Origin of the sequence: Labilibacter marinus (genome assembly GCF_001659685.2) — a bacterium.
In the GTDB taxonomy this organism is placed as follows: Bacteria; Bacteroidota; Bacteroidia; order Bacteroidales; family Marinilabiliaceae; genus Saccharicrinis; species Saccharicrinis marinus.
Map to the genome: position 1 here is coordinate 50,375 of NZ_LXYE02000006.1, position 17,871 is coordinate 68,245.

Genomic DNA, 17,871 nt, shown 5'->3' on the forward strand with positions numbered 1-17,871 from the left:
CATTTTTATGCTTGTGTCTTTATTCTTTATGCTGAACAGTAACAATCAGTTTACTTTTACACTCCTCACTAACTACACTAATTATGAATATAATATTTAGAATAATAAAAGCTGCTGAACTATCTTGTTTGGCCATTATGCTCCTCTTTTCATCCTGCAATAAATCTGCAGAAAATGTCACCACCGTTTTTAAGGATGTAAATGTTATAACTATGTTTAATGATTCCATTTTACATGGTCATTCCGTATTAGTAAAGGATGGCAAAATTGCAGCTATTGGGATTTTTGAGGAAATGACCATTCCAGAAAATACCCATATAATAGAAGGAAAAGAACAATATCTGATACCTGGATTATGCGATATGCATGTGCACTATAACAACGAAAATGATAGGATATTGTATGTGGCTAACGGAGTAACTTTTGTTAGAAATATGTTTGGAGCTCCAAGTCATTTGAAACTTCGAAAAAAAATAAAGGAAAAGCGTTTAATTGGACCTGAGTTGTATACTACCAGCCCAATTATTGATGGTGTAAAGCCTTACTGGCCCGGATCATATGTTATCGGAGATAAAGCCCAGGTATTTGATGCTTTATCTCAAATGAAAAAGGATGGTTATGATGCTATTAAAGTGTATTGGAAACTGTCAAAGGAAGTATATGATGAAATTATCAGGGTAGCCAATGAGCTCGACATGTCAGTTGTGGGGCATGTTCCTAAAGCTATTGATATCAAGCATGTATTATCTTCAGGGCAAAGCTCCATTGAGCACTTGGATGGGTATGAAAAGTATTATGCTGATGAGCAGATTATAACACAAACACTAAAAAGTGGTACTTGGAACTGTCCTACCTTAGTGGTGCTGAAAAATTTAGGAATGATGGATTCCTTAAAACACAATCCTCCCAGTGAGATTAAATATGCCTCTCCGGATGCAGTTGCATGGTGGAAAAGTGGTAGACCTTATGATGCACATTTTGTACAAAAAACCAAATTACTTAAAACTTTAGCAGATAACAATGCCAATATTGTTGTAGGAACAGATGCCAGTAATCCATATATCATTGCAGGTTTTAGTCTGCACGAAGAATTGGTAATTTGGCAAGATGCTGGTATAACACCGTATCAAATTCTTTTGTCTGCAACAAGAAAGTGTGCTGAAATGGTAGGCTATGAATCAAGGTTAGGAACTGTTGAAAAAGGAAAGGATGCTGATTTGTTATTACTGAAGAAGAACCCTCTTGAAGATATTAATAACACCAAATCTATAGCTGGCGTAATGACAAAAGGGACTTGGTACCCTAAGGCAGAGTTAAAGTTAATGTTAGATGAAGTGGCTGCTAAAAATGCCAAAGGCATGCAGAGGTTAACTATTCGCAATAGTCATTTCATAAAAGTACTGGTACTATTTATGTTTTTGTCTTTCTTAAGTACTTTTATAATACGACCCGTATTATTTGCTTTCAATAAGGGCAAATTAGCGTCTTTAAAAAGTGCTGACAGTAGCATTAAAAAGTACCGTATCCGCTTGTTGGTAATTTTAGTAAGTACAATAAGTTTAGTTCTTGTGCTGTTGTTGTTTACCTTGCCCGAATCCGTATTTCAAAGTGGTATTTCAACCTTATTTATAACTGATTTATTGACGCAGACTAAAGTATTAATGCCGTTTGTCATTTTAATAATCTTGATAGCACTATCGATCATCTTTTCCATTTTATGGGTAAGAAATAATTTATCGTCGTTTAGAAAATGGCATACCTTATCAGTTATTATTGCATCAATAATCTTACTCGTTTTATTAAAATATTGGGGATTATTAAAATTGTATTATTAGTATAGTCCATGTAGAAACATGTCATTGTAGTCTTCGTGATAGGTGAGGGCTATATTAACCTACAATCCCAAAACTAATCGTTTATATGTTCATGTATTGGAGTGGCCTTTTAAAACGATTTACTTACCCGGTTTAGCAGGGAAAATTGAATATGCTCAATTGTTAAACGATGCTTCGGAATTAAAAGTAACAGCTAAAGAGGGTGCTTGGCTGGATGAAGCTAAAGAAGGAGATACCGGGGTTAAAATTAAACTTCCGGTTCGTAAACCCAATGTTGAGGTACCTGTAATTGAGCTATTTTTAAAATAAAATATTTTAGTAAATGTATGCTTCAATATTCTGTTTATACTTTGTTTCATCAAGGTATAAACAGAATACAAATATTACATAAAAGAGATTTTGATCATAAACATATTGTAAAGAGAGTAAAAACAGCTCTTTTGCAAATGTGCTGTTTTTGGGGTGGAGTATAAAATGTTGCGCGCCTTTGGCGCTTGATCGACATCTTTATGTTTCTGCAGTTTTGCTCTATGTCACGACTTCATGCTCTATTGCTTATAGTAAATTGTTAACTGTTCATTGAAAAATGCCCTTTTGTTCCCTTCTTCGGTTTCTCCTTTTTTCACTCCTGCGCATTAGTGATTTTAGGCAGACTTAAATTGTATTTAATAGCTAGTAATCGGATGATGATGATAGAAGAAATAGTGGCTATCTGCGAAAAGTGAGTTTCTACATTAAAATGTTGAAGCACTAGGTACACCGAGCCACCAATAATACAAGCCGTGGCATAAATCTCTTTATGGAATATAAGCGGAACATCATTGCATAGGGTGTCTCTAATTACACCACCAATAACCGCCGACGAAAGACCCATCACCATAGAAATAGGCGCATTAATACCAAAGAATAAAGCCTTTTCAATACCAATGATGGTGAATACGCCAATACCAATAGTATCAAACAAAAATAAGGTTTGCTTCAGTTTAAGTATGTATTTATAAAAGACCAGTGTAAATAGGATAGAGGCCAGAATGAGTATAAAATACTTGCTGTCCAAAATCCAGGTAACAGGAGTGTTACCGAGCATTAAATCACGAATGGTTCCGCCACCTATGGCTGTTACAAAGCCAATAAAAGTAGCGCCAAATAAGTCTAATTTTTTTTGGGTGGCCGATATGGTGCCACTAATAGCAAAAGCGCATGTTCCTGCGTAATCTGCAAAGCTTAGTAAATCCATCAGAATTAATTTGCGGCAAAAGTAAATATTTTTAGCGCAAATAAATAGCTGATTTATTACATGTATGCTATAAAAAAGTTAAAACAGGTATTTGTTAAAAGTTTGAATGGCGTTACTGCGGCATTAGCCAATGAGTCAGAAAAACAACTTAAAATGAAGATAAAGAATTGTTTTTTGTTTGAGGCTTTTGAGGAACGATAAGAGTGAGTTAAAACATTTTCAGTCGTGAAAGATAGTACAGCCTTGATTATATTTGCTTCGGTTTTTGGCATCAAGGCAAGAAGATGAAGTCAGTGTTTTAGAGATGAAATCCCTGATCCAATATTCATAAGAAAACGTCAAACACATATTTACGCAGCATTTGGCGTTTTCTTAAAGGCTACTTATGCGGGTACAGCCTTGTTTATATTTTGGTCACAGAAACCTTCAATTATTCCGATATAATCAACGATTTTTTCTAGTTCAGAATCGTTAGGGGGTGTAAACGGAATAACTTCTAAAGAACAAAAGGTTTGAAACTTATTTAAAAACCGTGCTCCTTGTAAAATCTCTGCGTCGAGTTTGTAATGCTCTTCTCCTTCTCTTAGCATTCCCGATAATGAAGTGGCAGCGGGTATATAGTCGTAGCTTAGTAACATTCCCAAGGCTAATCGTTCGCCAGCTAAAACCGAAAGGTTATAGATAAACTCATTGTCGAAACTACCACGCTTTTTAATTAATTTTTGACATGTGTTGAAATACGATTTACCTTCATCGTAATAAAACTTCCAATCTTTGTCTACGTCCTGCCAATACTTTGGTTTTTCATCCATAGTTAAAACATTTACATCATTCTAGTATTAGAATCCTTTGTAAAAAGCTTCTCGCTTTAAATGTGTTTGCGAGTAAAAATTATTCAAAGTATTCTTTTAATTAATAACGGGGTGTGATGTAAAAGTATTAATTAATTATTAAAAACCGCACTTTGTATTGTGAATTGTAACTAAATAAGGTGAATAAATGTCAAAATGTAATTCGCTGAATCTATTTTAGGATGTATATATTATTGGATAAACTAAAAAATACCTAGTACTCTATAAGGACATAATGCCTTCAATATTGTTTACTGCAGCCGTAACATCAATAATACTTTGCGCGCTTTTCATGCTGACTTTACAGGTGATAGAAACAAACTTTAAATTTTTGGTGTGTTTATACGAAACCTTGCCATGCTTAGGAAGTAAAGCAACTACCTCTTTTACTTTCCCCTCTTCGTTAGGAGCAATAAACTTAAACATATATAACAAAGGCCACTTTTTGTTTTCTTGTAGTTTTTCTAATAGCTGAGTATAATCTTGAGATGCCATAATTTAATTTTTGGCAAAAGTATACTTTTAAAAGGATACAAACTATTTTTTTTATACGGTGTTGTGTATTGTAGGTTAACCGGATTATGTTTTCGAATATCGTAATGATCATTGAAAGGGCAAAAAAACAAGGTTTTATTGAAACGAGGCATCGCATCGTTCTGGCGAGTTGAGGTAAAGCAACGAGGTGACTTGTTTTGAAGCGATTTAAATGTGTAATAGGTTTTCGAATGCATATTGTGGGTTTAAAAATGAATGAAGGCATTTTTTTTTAGGAAATACCCCGATTTTTTCAATTGTTTTTTAATTTCGTGGAATATTTCAAAAATGAATAATCATTTACGTTATCTAGCGTTTATTATTTAAATTGTAATTTGATTTTAAAATAATCACAAAAACTATGAATATGAAAAAAGTAAAAGTATTGGTTGTACTTGCATTTGTATGCGGTATGGTTAGCGCTCAAGGTTTTGGAGCTCCATTATCTAAGGGTGACAAGCAATTAAATATGGGATTAGGTTTTAATTCGCATGGTATACCTTTGTATGCAGGTGTTGACTTTGCTGTGCATGATGATGTAACTATAGGTCCTGAAGTCAATTTTGTACTAGACGAATACTCGTATATTACATTTAATTTTAGAGGAGATTATCATTTTAACCGTTTATTAGAGATTACACCAGATTGGGATGTGTATGCAGGAGCTAATGCTGGTTTAGGCGTTGGCGATTACGGTGGTAGCGCATTACAATTAGGTATTCAAATTGGAGGTAGATATTACTGGAGCAACAAATGGGGTGTTAACCTTGAGTTTGGTGGCGGTAATACTTTTGGAACCAAGTTAGGTGTTTCAATGAAGTTTTAAGATTACGAAACAACATAAAAAAGCCCGCTGCAATTAATTTGTAGCGGGCTTTCTGTTATTACCTAAAGCCTGTATAAAAAGTAAACTACTTCGTAAGCCTTGTATTCGAACCTATTATTAAATCGAATCAGACAGAGTTTAATTTACACTCCCGTCGGTTTTATAAATAGATACTATCTAATCATCAGTTTTTGTGTTTTACTTATATTTTCGTTTTTAATGACGATAAAGTAAAGTCCTTTGCTCAGTGAGCTAACATCAACATACTCACCTGATGAATAATTATATTTCTGCATCACTACTTTACCAGTGGCATCATAAATATTAAAGTTTATCATATCAATGTATGATGAGTTAAACGTCACCTGAGTTGTTGTTGAAGCAGGGTTTGGAGCAACTGTAAATTGAGTTTGTGCAAAACCATTGTCTACCGATGTGTTTACAGGAGGAAGGATTACCGCATCAATCACATGAACCACCCCATTATCAGTAACGATGTCTTTCATTACAACTTCAGCACCGTTGATGGTTACTTTTCCTTTAAAAATACCCACTTCAACTTCCTGACCTTGCAGTGTTTCCACCATCTGACCATCACTTAGGTCTGTGCTTAAGGCTTTTGAACCTACCACATGGTAAAGAAGAATTTGCGCTAAATCACCTGTTGGGTCTTCCAATAGAGCTTCTACTGTTCCTGCTGGCAATGCGCTAAAAGCATCATCGGTAGGAGCAAACACAGTAAACATACCTTCGCCCATTAAAGCACCATCTAGTTCGGCTGCATTGATAGCTGTCTCTAAAGTGTTATGCGCTTCACTATCTTTAATGATATCGTAAACTGTAGTTGTTGGAAGGATGACTTGGTCGATAAAGTGAATTATTGAACGTCCTAAATAAACATTAGCTCTAACCACTTTTGAATCGTTCACATAAATGTTATGATCTTCATGTGAAATGGTGAGTGGATTTTCGTTGATCGCATTTAAACTCGTGCCATCAGTTAAATTATTCGAGTTATATACACCTGAAACCATATGTCCTTTGAGTAGGTCGATGAGTTCGGTATAGGGATGTTGAAAGTACAAGTCTTTTTGATCTTGACTTAGGTTTTCGAATGCATCTTTAGTAGGCAAGAATACGGTAAGTGGGCCTTCTTGTAATATTTCCTGAAAAAGAGTATTCAAGAATTGGTAGTGTGGATCGGTATAAAAACCAAAAGAACTGGCTGATTTTGTATTTTGGTTTTCTTGTGCAAATATAGGGCTTGTAAATACGGCTAATATGGTTATGATAATAAATCTGTTAAAAAAAGAGTATGCGTTTTTCATGACATAAGATTAAAAGTATTTGGAAATTTCAGTTGTTATAAATAATTATTGAGAGAGAAGGGATCTTAATCTAATTAAATTCAGCTGCGACAACTTTGCATTTAATAGTAACCTGGATGAGAATGATATAAAATCATGACGAATATTTTAATGTTTAATTATTAGTTCTAAAAGTTAAACGCTAAATGTTTAATAAATGTTCACAAAGAGTGAACAAATAATATGAAATAATATTAAAATGATTTAAAATTTCATGAAAAATAAAGGAAATGAGTCTTGTATTTATTTTTGTATAGCGCAAAAAAAAGCTCGTTTCATATAAAATGAAACGAGCTCTAAAGAGAATATAAGACTATCTTAAAACTGTTCGTAGTTTTCTAATTCTTCTACTTCAAGGTCAATAGTAGGTGTTTGTGATTTACTAGTTTTAGTAGTCATAACTTCTTGATTCATTACCTTTTCATCTAAATTAATGAGGTCCTCAGCTGACACTTCTTTTTTAGCTGTACTCATCTTTTCATCAACTTTAAAGTAGGACATGAGTTTCATGAGGTGCGTAGATTGGCTTGATAGCTCTTTGGCACCTGCGGCTAGTTGCTCGCTTCCCGCTGCATTTTGGGTGGTGGACACATTAATCTGTTGTAAGGCTGAATTCACTTGTTGCACACCAGAGCTTAACTCGATACCCGCAGATGTGATGTTATGTACTAACTCACTGGTTTTTTCAATAGAAGGAATGAGGTTTCGAATGTTTTCTCCAGCACTGTTAGTCATTTCTACACTATCGCTTACTAGGTTTACAATATCATCGGCCAGCAATTTACTGCTTTCGGCTAGCTTACGTACCTGGTCGGCCACTACGCTAAATCCTCTGCCATGTTCACCTGCCTTAGATGCTTCGATAGCCGCATTTAAGGCAAGGATATTGGTTTGGAAAGAAATGTCGTTGATAGCCGCAATTTTCTTCACAATCATTTTATTAAATTCTTGTGCCTTTTGCGCTTTTATATCCACTGTTTTGATCTCTTCAACCACTTCTTGCGATATTTTTTCGGTTGCGGTAGAATTAGCTGTATTTGTGTCTATGTTAGAGGATATTTCTTCCATAGTAGAAGAAACTTCTTCCACCGAAGAGGCCTGTTCAGCTGCGCCTTGCGATAGATCTTGGGAAGTACTATTAAACTGTGTACCTGAGCTATTAAGCTGATGTGCTCCAGAAACTATTTCATTTACAACATCCCTCAGTTTATTAATCATACGATTGAGCGCATTAGATAATTGCCCCAATTCATCTGTTCGTTTAGTTGATACCTGAACGGTTAAATCACCAGCTGCAATCAACTCGGCCTTTTTAGCCATGGTTTTCATTTGATCAATAATAGGATTGAGGAATTGGCTGAGGACAACAAAAATTAAAATACCACCTAGAATAATTACACCAATAATGGTAGTTAATAAGGCATACAAATTACCAAACATATCATCTTTATAAACAGAAACAGATATGTAGCTCTTGTATGGTTCAAAGTAAGTGAAGTACTGGATTTTTTCTTTCCCTTCGTTATTTTCCGGCCAAACATATTCGCCTACATTAACCTCGGAACCTTCGTGTTGAAGCTGTTTATAAAAGGTTTTATCACTCACGTTTTGTCCTTCAATACTTGGGTGTAATAAAATAATACCATCTTCTTCTACCAAAAAGGGGTATCCGTTTTCAAAGTATTTCTTTTGCGCAAAAACATCCTTCATTAGAGGGTAGTTCATTTGTTTTACACCTACATACAAAATTCCACTGATCGCATTATTTACAATAAGTGGTTTGTAGGCCGTTAGGTACCAGCTGTCCACAACAAAAGCCCGTCCGTAATAAGTTTCGCCTTGCTCAATGGTTTTAATCACTTCCGAACTATTAGGAATAAAAGTTCCCACAGCACGAGTACCATCTTTTTTTATCACGTTGGTTGATATACGCAAATACCCGTCATTAATTTTCTGAAAGATAGTAGCTGTTTCAACCGATCGTGATTTTATATTATCTACAATATCGGTGCTGTTGTAAAGCTGCTTTTTGTTTAAAGTCCATACAGGGATGGTGTATTCTTTAGTTTCCTGACTAATTTGATTCGTAGCTATTATATTCATTGTGGATCCAGTTTCTTGAATCTTACCACATTGGTTGAAGAATGCATCAGCTAATTTAATGGCTAAATTCACGTTTTTCTGGCGTGCTTCAACATGGTTGTTCATAATGGTAGTTAAATCATTTAAATGGCTCACCATATTGTTATGGGTATCCTGCTCAATACGCTTATGTACCGATTTATAAACCAGAATTGAGAGAGAGGTAAATACCACGAGAAGAACAAAGGTAAGTGTAAGGTTGGTTTTCAATTTAATGGAAGAAGAAATTTTAAATCGATTTTTTTTGTTTAAAATGCTTGACTGTTTCATTACTTGGGATTTAGTTAGAAGATATCACAGCACAAAAAGAATGTGTTGATTGGATTAAAAAATATGTCAGTTACTGGAAATTGGAAGTGGGGAATTGTCCAATAAAAATATGTGCGGTATTAGAATCTGAAGAAGATTTTAACTGTAAAGAAAAATGCAGTTTAGTTATTTGATGATACATTTTTATAGAAGTTAGATTTGTAATGCCTTCTATAAATATAGCATTATATTTTGATTATCAATGATATACTTGGTTTATTTACGGTGTGTTTTTAGTTAAATAGCACACCTTATTTGTCAGGATAAAAAATAAAGGAGCCTAAATAGTTGATAAACGCATTCGTTTTGTTGATGAAAAATAAGCGTTAAGGTAGTTGCTTACCACTTTTATATACCCATTTTTTGTTCTCTAAGCAGAAAAAAGATTTCTCGTGTATATGATTTAATTGCCCATTTTCGATAAATAAGGCTTTAAACTCTACTGTTCCAGTATCATCACCTAGCTGTCCTTTTTCTGTATTGATGATGGTAAGCCCCATCCACTTTACCGACTTTGCCCATTGTTTAATATCTTTTTTATCCTTGATGTTTCTGGTTTTACTATGATGGCTTTTCATTAAATATTCTGCGTGGGCTAGTGTAAAAGCTGTATACCTCGAACGCATTAAAGCTTCTGCCGTTTCAGCCTCAAGCTTTCCTTCAAGAATAGCTACGCAGCAATTATTTTTATCTTTTTTTGAACCGCAAGGGCAAAGTGAGTTTAGCATGGTTACTTCTATTTTTGTTGTAAGATATTCTTTTCTAAGGCCTTTTTTAAAGGACAGGTTACCGGGATTGGGTTGCCTTTTCTATAATGATTTAAAAGCTTAGTAGATTGTTCGGCCAGCATTCTTCTTACCGCCCTTCGTTCGCCTTTTATATGGGCTATTTTCATATGGTCGTAGCCTGTTGTTTGATGGCGCATCCAGGCGATAACGGCTTTGGCAGCTCTCTGCTCAATGGGTATCATGGCGGTTCTTGCAACCGTTCCACTGCCAACAGGTATGGCATGTTTGGTAACTAATATAGATAAAGCTTTAGCAATGGATTGATAAGTGGCATGAAAATGAAGATACTTTTCTACCTCCTGGCAAAATTCAACCTCATACGATTGCTGCTTTTCTTCTCTTCGCTTTTTGTTGTATACCTTTTGTTTCTGATAGGTTTCTGTCGAGCGGGTAGCTTCCATTTCCTGCTGGGCTCTTTGAATGCTTACGGTAGGTGCCCAAATACCTTTTGACATGGTCCTTCTGCCTTTTTTAAAAACAACACGCCAGCATTCGCTTCGGGCAGTTACCTTGCGAGTAACACCCGCATCGCCTGCTGCTAAAAAACTCCAATGAGATGGAGGCGTAATAGGATATCCTTCTTCGTCCTTTAATTTTCCAGCTTTATCACTGGTAACAATTTTTACGTTAGTGGGCATGTATGCTAAAATATATTTGCCGCAAAAATATTTAAATTGTGCTAATTCATCTAACTAAACGGATTTTTATTCCTCCAATAAATCACCAATTACCTGAACATACATAGGCATTACACCTGTGCCATGGTTGTGACCAGTTAATGGAGTAAAACTTACTTGGTTTTCGGTTACACCAATCGCTCTAAAGTCTTGCATTAATTTTTCGGATATGATAAAAGGAACCTGTTCGTCTTCATTGCCATGAAATAACGAAATGGGGCGTTTATTATCCCAAGCTAACTGGCTGTTATTCGTCAGCACTTGTCTTAATTCTGTCCATCCAGTATGGGCGTCGTTATAAAAGTCGTTGATAAAACCATCGCTTAGCAATTCACTCATATCATGCGATAGCTCCGCATTTACTTGTCCCGAAGAGTGTTTTCCATCTATGAGCTCAGGTATTTTTGAGGCATAGGGTTCATTCACATAAAAGGATAAATCTTCATTCAGGTCGCCAGTTGATTTATAACCCATCAACATATTAGGAATATAAAAGGGCTGGGCATAATCACTTTGTTCAACTAGGTAATCTCTCATATTAACCAAGTTATAGGCTCCAGCACCACAAGCCGAACCTACTAAGTTGATGCCGTCAATGGGCTTGTCCTCAAGGTATTTATGAGTGACTAGGCTAGCCCATCCACCTAAAGAATATCCAGACAAAAACAAATCGCCATTTAATTTAAAATTGTAATTATTGGATAGGCTCATATCCTGAGCAGCTATAATTAAATTTACGATGGAGTGCTGAAAAAGTGTTTTATGATGATAAGGATGCTGTAATTGTTCTGAAGTGCCAAAGCCAACGTAGTCGCTGATGGTAACCACGAAGCCTAATCCTGCAAGCGATTGTAGTATCAAGAATTCAGGATGAGATAATTGCTTAGTTGGAGCACTTGAATGCAAGGACATGGTGCCATTCTGAAAGCTAACAATTTTATTTTCGGTATTGGGATTATCAGGAATACAGACTAATCCGGAAAGCGTAATTTCTTGTTCGTTTATGTATTCTGATTTATACTCTACCTCATACACTTTTATACCGCTAGTATTACGACCAGTTAGTTGTAGCTCACCTCCCAATTGAGTTTCTGCGGCTAATAACAGAAACTCTACTTGTTGCGATGTATAGGATGAAACGAGTTTTGCACTGATTAAAGTTTTTGCCTCGTATTCTTCCTTAACGGGATTTTCATTGTCCTTACTACAACTCCAAACAATTAGCGATAGGGCTATAAGTAACCACCCATTTGTATTTTTCATGCGTTTTAAATTTTAATTGTCGCATGGAACTCCCACGAAAATTCAATCATCCTACTATGAATAGATTAGATAATTGAATTTTTATGCTCGTTTCATATCCTTATAGTTAATTTACTCTGGTCAAGCCAGTTTTATAAGGATATAACAAGGATATTGCTAAAAAGGTTTGGCCTAAAGTTTTATCCTTGAATTAAAAAGATAGTCGGTTTTTTATGAAGTTCAGGTAAATTACCAGTCCATTGAGCTACCGTTTTTGTTTTAATAAATTCGGTTTCTAATGTTATGTCACAGGCCACGCAAACTTTAGTCTTAGCATTACAATTGGCTAATATGTCTTTAAATAAATGATTGTTTCGATACGGTGTTTCAATGAATATTTGTGTTTGTTTTTCTCTAACCGATAAACTCTCAAGGCGCTTAATAGCTTGGGCTCTATCTCCCGATTTAATGGGAATATAACCGTGGAAGGCAAAGCTTTGTCCATTCATTCCTGAAGCCATTATGGATAGTAGGATAGAAGAAGGACCCACTAAAGGAACTACTTTAATGTTTTGCTGATGAGCTGCAGCAACAATATCAGCCCCCGGGTCAGCCACTCCAGGACAACCTGCTTCTGATATTACACCTACGTTATGTCCTTTTTTGCATGCGTTTAAATAATTGCTTTTTTGTTGAGGTGTGGTGTGTTTATTTAATTCAAAAAAAGTAAGCTCATCAATATTAATAGATTTATCAACCTTTTTAAGATACCTACGTGTGGTTCTAATATCTTCTACAATAAAGTGTTTAATCTGTTTTAGCAAAATAGCAATGTCAGCAGGTATTACGCTCGAAATGCTAGAGTCGCCTAGGGTAGTTGGAATTAAATATAAGGTGCCGTTCATAAGTTCAAATTTTGCACAAAAGTAGTAAAAATGAATTCGCTACATGAGCTTGGCATGGTATTAGTTCAATCTAGATTAATTATACACTAAGGAAATATTTAATTAACAGGCTTTCATCTCTTAAAATAAGATGTATTTTTAGGCGATTTTTTAAAAGCCCCATAATATCAGGATACCTATGAAAAAGAAGAGCTTTGCAGCATTTGTAGTGCTGATTGTTTGTGTTGTTGGATTAAATGCGCAGACCCATGACCTTAAATATAAACTTAAAAAGGGTCAGGATTATAAATTTTATCAGGAAACAAAAATGAATATTACCCAATCGTTGGGTATTATTGAGCAGGAAATTAAAAATGAGTTTAAAGGTATTACTCGTTTTACGCCTGTATCTAACGAAGGAAGTAATATTGTATTGAGTACTGCCTTTGAAACGATGATTATTAATATTGAAAGCATGATGTTTAATATTAATTACGACTCGTCGAAACCCATAAAACCAGAGGATAAAATAGCCAATATCTATAATGGAATAATTGGTAAAGATTTTACTGTAGTAATAACACCTCAAGGCAGAGTGGTGCGCATTGATGGTATAGACGAAATGATTGATGATGCTGTTAGAGCGCTAGGCAGCACAGATTCGAAGGTAGCCATGCAAATGAAGAAGACTTTAAGTAGTCATTTTGGTAAAGAAGCTTTAACAGGTAATATGGAAATGTTATTATCTATTTATCCTGCAAAAGCCAAAAGAGTAGGGGAATCGTGGAGTACCGATACCAAGTTAACTTCAGCTTTAAAAGCTAACTTAAGTAACAATTGGACCTTGGTAAATGCTAGCAACAAGCAGTGGAGAATGCATGGAAAAGGCAATATTACCACTTTAGGTGAAGAGGCCATTATGAATGGGATGAAAATGAGTTTTAACCTGAAAGGAAAGCAAAATGCGGAATTTGTGGTGAGTCAAGAAGATGGTTGGTTTATTAGTGGAAAGCAAAATCAGAATATTGAAGGAACGGTTTCTATGAAAGGCAATGCTCAATTACCACAAGGTATGGAAATTCCAATGACGGTTACTTCTACAACCATTCTTGAAAAAAGATAATTTAATTAATACAAAAATACGAAGCATTATGATTTTAGGTGTATCAGAATGGTTAAGCGGAAAATTAGGCTGGAAAGTAGGGATTATAAGGCTGGCTTTTTTGGTTTCTGTGTTTGCCTTAGGAACTGGCTTAGGGTTGTACCTAATTCTTTGGGTGGTAAAAATGTTCTCAAAGTAGTATTTCTCTTTACAAAAGGTTTAATAAACCAACAATGGGCAATTATCAACTTAATTATTGATAATTGCCCATTGTTATTTGTCGACTTTTAACTTCCGACTTTACGAGTTTATAACTTTTTATTAGTTCTCTTGAAGTTGTGCATTTCCTTTAACAATTAATTTGTCTGGCTCTGCAGTATAAGTAACTCTACCTCCAGTAGATGTTTTAGCTTCAATTTTATTAGTTGCATTAACCCAAGCCGTACCTCCTGTTATGGCTTTTACAAATGCCTCTTTACTCTCTAGTTTGTCAGCTACGTATTTTCCACCTGTATTGGTTGTAACATCCTGGAATTCTGTTTTTCCAATTAATTCAATTTTAGATGAAGATAGGGAAGATGCTACCGATTTTGTGTCAATTTCTAATATGATGGTAGAACCTGTTCCTGCTTTTAAATCCAGGTTTTGCGCATGAATGGTATTATTAGCATCCACAAAAGCACCTGAACCTGTACTAATAGATTTAATGGATTTATAGGTTACGTAAACTTGCACACCAACATTCTTGTAAATCTTAGTTTTTAGCTTAATGTTAAGTTTCCTACCTTTTAACTCGGTAACAACATCAGTAAGTTCTCCGTTTTCTATTTCAACTTTCAGGCTTTCCTTGTCTCCTTCAATAAGGGTAACATTTATACCTTTACCTGCATGCAACTCGTTAAAAGCACCAATGTTTCTGGTTTGTGATTTTCTTTCTTCTTGTGAAAAAGCTGTACTAAAGCTGGCTATTAGAATCAATGCTATAAATAAATTCTTCATTCTTTTTACGACTTAAGTTTTATAATTTGATATTTATTCAGGAGTGGTAATCAAAATCCGTACCACCCATTTCTTTTTATGAAAATAACTCTTTTATTTCTTTTTCGTTCATGTTTTTAAACGGATTGTTTGAATTGATAAAAGTGTCTGCAAGTTTTGATTTATGCTCTTGCAGCTTCATTATCTTTTCTTCAATGGTATCAATAGAAATAAATCGATAGACAAATACGTTTTTAGTTTGCCCAATTCTATGAGCTCTATTGATGGCCTGTGCTTCCGCTGCTGGATTCCACCATGGATTTAGCAAGAAAACATAGTCGGCACTAATTAAGTTTAAACCTACACCGCCCGCTTTTAAAGAAATCAGGAAAACTTTGCAGTCATCCTTCTTTTCAAACTCTTCTACCACTTGCTGTCTGTTTGTTGTACTCCCTGTTAGCTTGCTGTATTTTAACTTGCGTTTAAGCAACACTTCTTCAATTAATTCAAGGTCTTTTACAAAAGAAGAAAAAATAAGCACCTTATGGTTTTCGTTGGTAATGCTTTCCAGGTTATCAATAATTAAATTGAACTTACCTGATTGTCCTTTAAAGTCGGGTTCTACCAATCTAGGGTGATTGGCCAACTGACGAAGGCGTGTTAAGCCCTGAAGAGCAAGAAAAGTGCTTTTCTCCATACCTTTGTTTTCAAAGGTCTTTAATAATTCGTTTCGGATACCTGACTTTTCCGAATCGTATATCTTTTTTTGCTCAACAGTCATGTCGCAATACATGACCTGCTCATTTATTGGTGGCAACTCTTTGGCCACTTTCTCCTTGGTTCTTCTTAAAACAAAAGGCTCTATCAATTTTTGAAGTTTTGCTTCCTGTTCTTCGCTATTGGTTTTAGAAATTGGAACTACAAACTGACGCTTAAAAAAAGTCAAATTACCCAGTAGTCCTTTATTAACAAAATTCATCTGTGCCCAAAGGTCAGTCAGTGAATTTTCAATAGGTGTACCTGTTAAAACCAATTTTTTAGCACACTCTACTTGCGATATAGCTTCATATATCTTAGAGTTAGGGTTTTTGATATATTGACTCTCATCTAATATAAAGTAGTGAAATTTATAATGTTTTAAATACTCAATATCGTTTCGTACCACACCATACGACGAAAGTACTACATGATAATGACGGATGATTTTACCTATCTCTTTTGATTTTAGTCGCTTACTACCCGAATAAATGTAAATTTTTAGGGAAGGAGCAAACTTTTTAAACTCATTTAACCAGTTATGAATTAATGAAGTAGGCATGGTGATTAAAGTGGTAGGCAAACCGCTTGTATTGTAGCCTTCTAAGGTGGAAGGTTCAAACAAATTCATTTGTGAGGGCTCAGGCGGTTCCGTTGTATTTAGCCCTTTACTCTCATAAATTTTTAAAAGTAGCGTGATGGTCTGAAGTGTTTTACCTAATCCCATATCATCCGCTAAAATACCACCAAAGTTATTTTCGTGCAGATAATGCATCCAGTTAAAACCTTGCAATTGGTAGGGTCGGAGAGAAGCATTCAGCGTTTCAGGTATTTTATTACCCTTATCTGCAGGTATGTTTTTTATCTCCTCATGTTTTCTGTTCGAAGGCTCTTCCAACAAACTATAATACATGCGATTCAGTTTTACTTTGCCACCTTTTTCTTCTGCGTAAAGCAAAATATCGGCGTACTTACTAAACCACTCTTGTGGGATAATAAATATTTCATCGTTGGGTAAAATGTATTCGTTTTTACCCGCTATAATGCATTTTCGAAGTTTGATAAACGGAATTTCAAATGCACCTACTCGTACACGCATCTGTAAATCAAACCAATCTTTATCTTTATCTGTTTTAAAATCGCAACTAAATGCACCAATATAATAGTTATTCTCTAATGCCTTTTGTACTATGGTTATTCCTTCTTTTTTTAACGTTTCTTTATGTTGATTTAACCATCTGATGATTTCGTTAATGGAGTTGTCGTTGGTATTGGTTGGAACTAGGTTTGCACCGCTTTGTGCTTTAAGGCCCATTTGCACTAAGGTGCTTTTAGTTTTGTCTTCGGCACTTATATCACGTTTAAATTTAGTAAAAACGTATTGTGTTTTATTAGTATTTAACTGCACCACAACACCAGATTGACTACTGGCCAAATACTCTTTTTTATCGTATTTAAACTTTAAAACCAAAATGCTTGCTTGCGTGATGTCCTGCTCTAAAGAAAGAATAGCAGTGGGCTTAATGTTATTTTCTTTTATCTCAAAACCCTCGGCAACTACATGGTTAGTTTTTATCGCATTGCTCACAAAAGTATCCATATAAGTAGCTACACTTCTACTCTGAATTTTAATATGTTTTTTCTCGAAAAATGGGATGAATTTCTTACTATCCGATGTAGGAATTCTAAAAAGCTTTTCGCGAATTAAAAGAGTACAAGGCGAATGTGTAATGACAATAGGCTTTTTGTGCGTAACGCTTAAGTCGGTATCGTTTAGCTTTAATTTTAAGGAGTAATCAATACCTTCTTCTGATAGCTTAAAATAAAAAACGGGCTCTACATTTTTTTCATATACAGATATAATATCCGTTTTATACAGATTGCTGTATTTAGCATCTTTAAAATATATAGGAATTTGAGGGGAGCGTGCTAACTTGTCGAAACACAAAGCCATATATTTTTCGATATGGGGTCGCACGTGCTCATTAAGTTTCTTCTCAGCCAAGTTGTCGTAGAACAATTTAATGGTATCATCCTTCGAAAATAGGCGGAATAGATATTTGTCGTTAAGCTTATTCATTAGCTCCAACAAATCCATCTCCTTTGCCGAAAAAGAATAATCATGAATTGATGGATCCTCCGTGTTAACCTTTTCGTTTAATGATAACGAAGGATTATTTTCCCTATCCTCAGCAAAATAGGGGACAGCAAGCATCCCAATGTTTCTATTTTCAGTTAATACTATAATAAATTTTTCCATCCAACTACGCCTATATTTTGGGTCATCTTAACAAGATAAGCTGGTAAAAATACGGCTATATTTTATATTTCAAACCAATATTG

General features: G+C 35.1%; 16 protein-coding genes. 5 read left to right on the plus strand and 11 right to left on the minus strand.

From position 1 onward, the window contains the following. Nucleotides 1–83: 83 nt before the first annotated feature. The gene (locus A8L32_RS03070; protein ID WP_083631156.1) at nucleotides 84–1,835 is read left to right on the plus strand and encodes an amidohydrolase family protein; all 1,752 of its coding nucleotides are present in this window, start codon (nucleotides 84–86) and stop codon (nucleotides 1,833–1,835) included. Between the two features lie 42 nt (nucleotides 1,836–1,877). Then, the gene (locus A8L32_RS03075; protein WP_066627668.1) at nucleotides 1,878–2,144 is read left to right on the plus strand and encodes a hypothetical protein; all 267 of its coding nucleotides are present in this window, start codon (nucleotides 1,878–1,880) and stop codon (nucleotides 2,142–2,144) included. 313 nt (nucleotides 2,145–2,457) lie between these two features. Here A8L32_RS03075 and A8L32_RS03080 read toward each other — a convergent pair whose 3' ends face one another. From A8L32_RS03080 to A8L32_RS03090, 3 genes are all read right to left on the minus strand, one after another. Next, nucleotides 2,458–3,072: a trimeric intracellular cation channel family protein gene (locus A8L32_RS03080; RefSeq protein WP_066627671.1), complete on the minus strand. Its 615-nt coding sequence runs from the start codon at nucleotides 3,070–3,072 to the stop codon at nucleotides 2,458–2,460. A 383-nt stretch (nucleotides 3,073–3,455) separates the two neighbouring features. Next, on the minus strand, nucleotides 3,456–3,884 hold the full coding sequence (locus A8L32_RS03085; RefSeq protein ID WP_066627674.1) for a hypothetical protein: 429 nt from the start codon (nucleotides 3,882–3,884) through the stop codon (nucleotides 3,456–3,458). Nucleotides 3,885–4,145: 261 nt separating this feature from the next. Beyond that, nucleotides 4,146–4,418, minus strand: a complete 273-nt coding sequence (locus A8L32_RS03090) for a DUF493 family protein (protein ID WP_066627675.1) — start codon at nucleotides 4,416–4,418, stop codon at nucleotides 4,146–4,148. Nucleotides 4,419–4,824: 406 nt separating this feature from the next. On the opposite strand from A8L32_RS03090, the gene A8L32_RS03095 reads away from it, so the two are divergent. Continuing rightward, entirely contained in the window at nucleotides 4,825–5,283 is a 459-nt protein-coding gene (locus tag A8L32_RS03095; protein ID WP_066627709.1) for a hypothetical protein, read from the plus strand. A gap of 173 nt (nucleotides 5,284–5,456) precedes the next feature. On the opposite strand, the gene A8L32_RS03100 is transcribed toward A8L32_RS03095, so the two are convergent. From A8L32_RS03100 to A8L32_RS03125, 6 genes are all read right to left on the minus strand, one after another. Continuing rightward, nucleotides 5,457–6,611 carry a fasciclin domain-containing protein gene (locus A8L32_RS03100; RefSeq protein WP_066627677.1) on the minus strand — a complete coding sequence of 385 codons (1,155 nt, stop codon included), beginning with the start codon at nucleotides 6,609–6,611 and terminating at the stop codon, nucleotides 5,457–5,459. Between the two features lie 357 nt (nucleotides 6,612–6,968). After that, nucleotides 6,969–9,062: a methyl-accepting chemotaxis protein gene (locus A8L32_RS03105; protein ID WP_066627679.1), complete on the minus strand. Its 2,094-nt coding sequence runs from the start codon at nucleotides 9,060–9,062 to the stop codon at nucleotides 6,969–6,971. A 365-nt stretch (nucleotides 9,063–9,427) separates the two neighbouring features. Continuing rightward, complete coding sequence (locus A8L32_RS03110; RefSeq protein ID WP_066627682.1) at nucleotides 9,428–9,829, minus strand: YchJ family protein; 402 nt, start codon at nucleotides 9,827–9,829, stop codon at nucleotides 9,428–9,430. Nucleotides 9,830–9,837: 8 nt separating this feature from the next. Then, nucleotides 9,838–10,527: a DUF2293 domain-containing protein gene (locus A8L32_RS03115; protein ID WP_066627684.1), complete on the minus strand. Its 690-nt coding sequence runs from the start codon at nucleotides 10,525–10,527 to the stop codon at nucleotides 9,838–9,840. A gap of 66 nt (nucleotides 10,528–10,593) precedes the next feature. Then, complete coding sequence (locus tag A8L32_RS03120) at nucleotides 10,594–11,829, minus strand: lipase family protein (RefSeq protein ID WP_066627687.1); 1,236 nt, start codon at nucleotides 11,827–11,829, stop codon at nucleotides 10,594–10,596. 179 nt (nucleotides 11,830–12,008) lie between these two features. Next, nucleotides 12,009–12,713: an SAM-dependent methyltransferase gene (locus tag A8L32_RS03125; protein ID WP_066627690.1), complete on the minus strand. Its 705-nt coding sequence runs from the start codon at nucleotides 12,711–12,713 to the stop codon at nucleotides 12,009–12,011. A gap of 178 nt (nucleotides 12,714–12,891) precedes the next feature. Here A8L32_RS03125 and A8L32_RS03130 point away from each other — a divergent pair, with 178 nt between their 5' ends. Further along, nucleotides 12,892–13,815 carry a DUF6263 family protein gene (locus A8L32_RS03130; RefSeq protein WP_066627693.1) on the plus strand — a complete coding sequence of 308 codons (924 nt, stop codon included), beginning with the start codon at nucleotides 12,892–12,894 and terminating at the stop codon, nucleotides 13,813–13,815. Between the two features lie 28 nt (nucleotides 13,816–13,843). Beyond that, entirely contained in the window at nucleotides 13,844–13,993 is a 150-nt protein-coding gene (locus A8L32_RS23380) for a PspC domain-containing protein (RefSeq protein WP_143525004.1), read from the plus strand. A gap of 122 nt (nucleotides 13,994–14,115) precedes the next feature. On the opposite strand, the gene A8L32_RS03135 is transcribed toward A8L32_RS23380, so the two are convergent. Beyond that, nucleotides 14,116–14,793, minus strand: a complete 678-nt coding sequence (locus A8L32_RS03135) for a head GIN domain-containing protein (protein WP_066627695.1) — start codon at nucleotides 14,791–14,793, stop codon at nucleotides 14,116–14,118. A gap of 76 nt (nucleotides 14,794–14,869) precedes the next feature. After that, nucleotides 14,870–17,788 (minus strand): DEAD/DEAH box helicase, encoded by a 2,919-nt coding sequence (locus A8L32_RS03140; protein WP_066627698.1) that lies wholly within the window; start codon nucleotides 17,786–17,788, stop codon nucleotides 14,870–14,872. Nucleotides 17,789–17,871 lie beyond the last annotated feature (83 nt).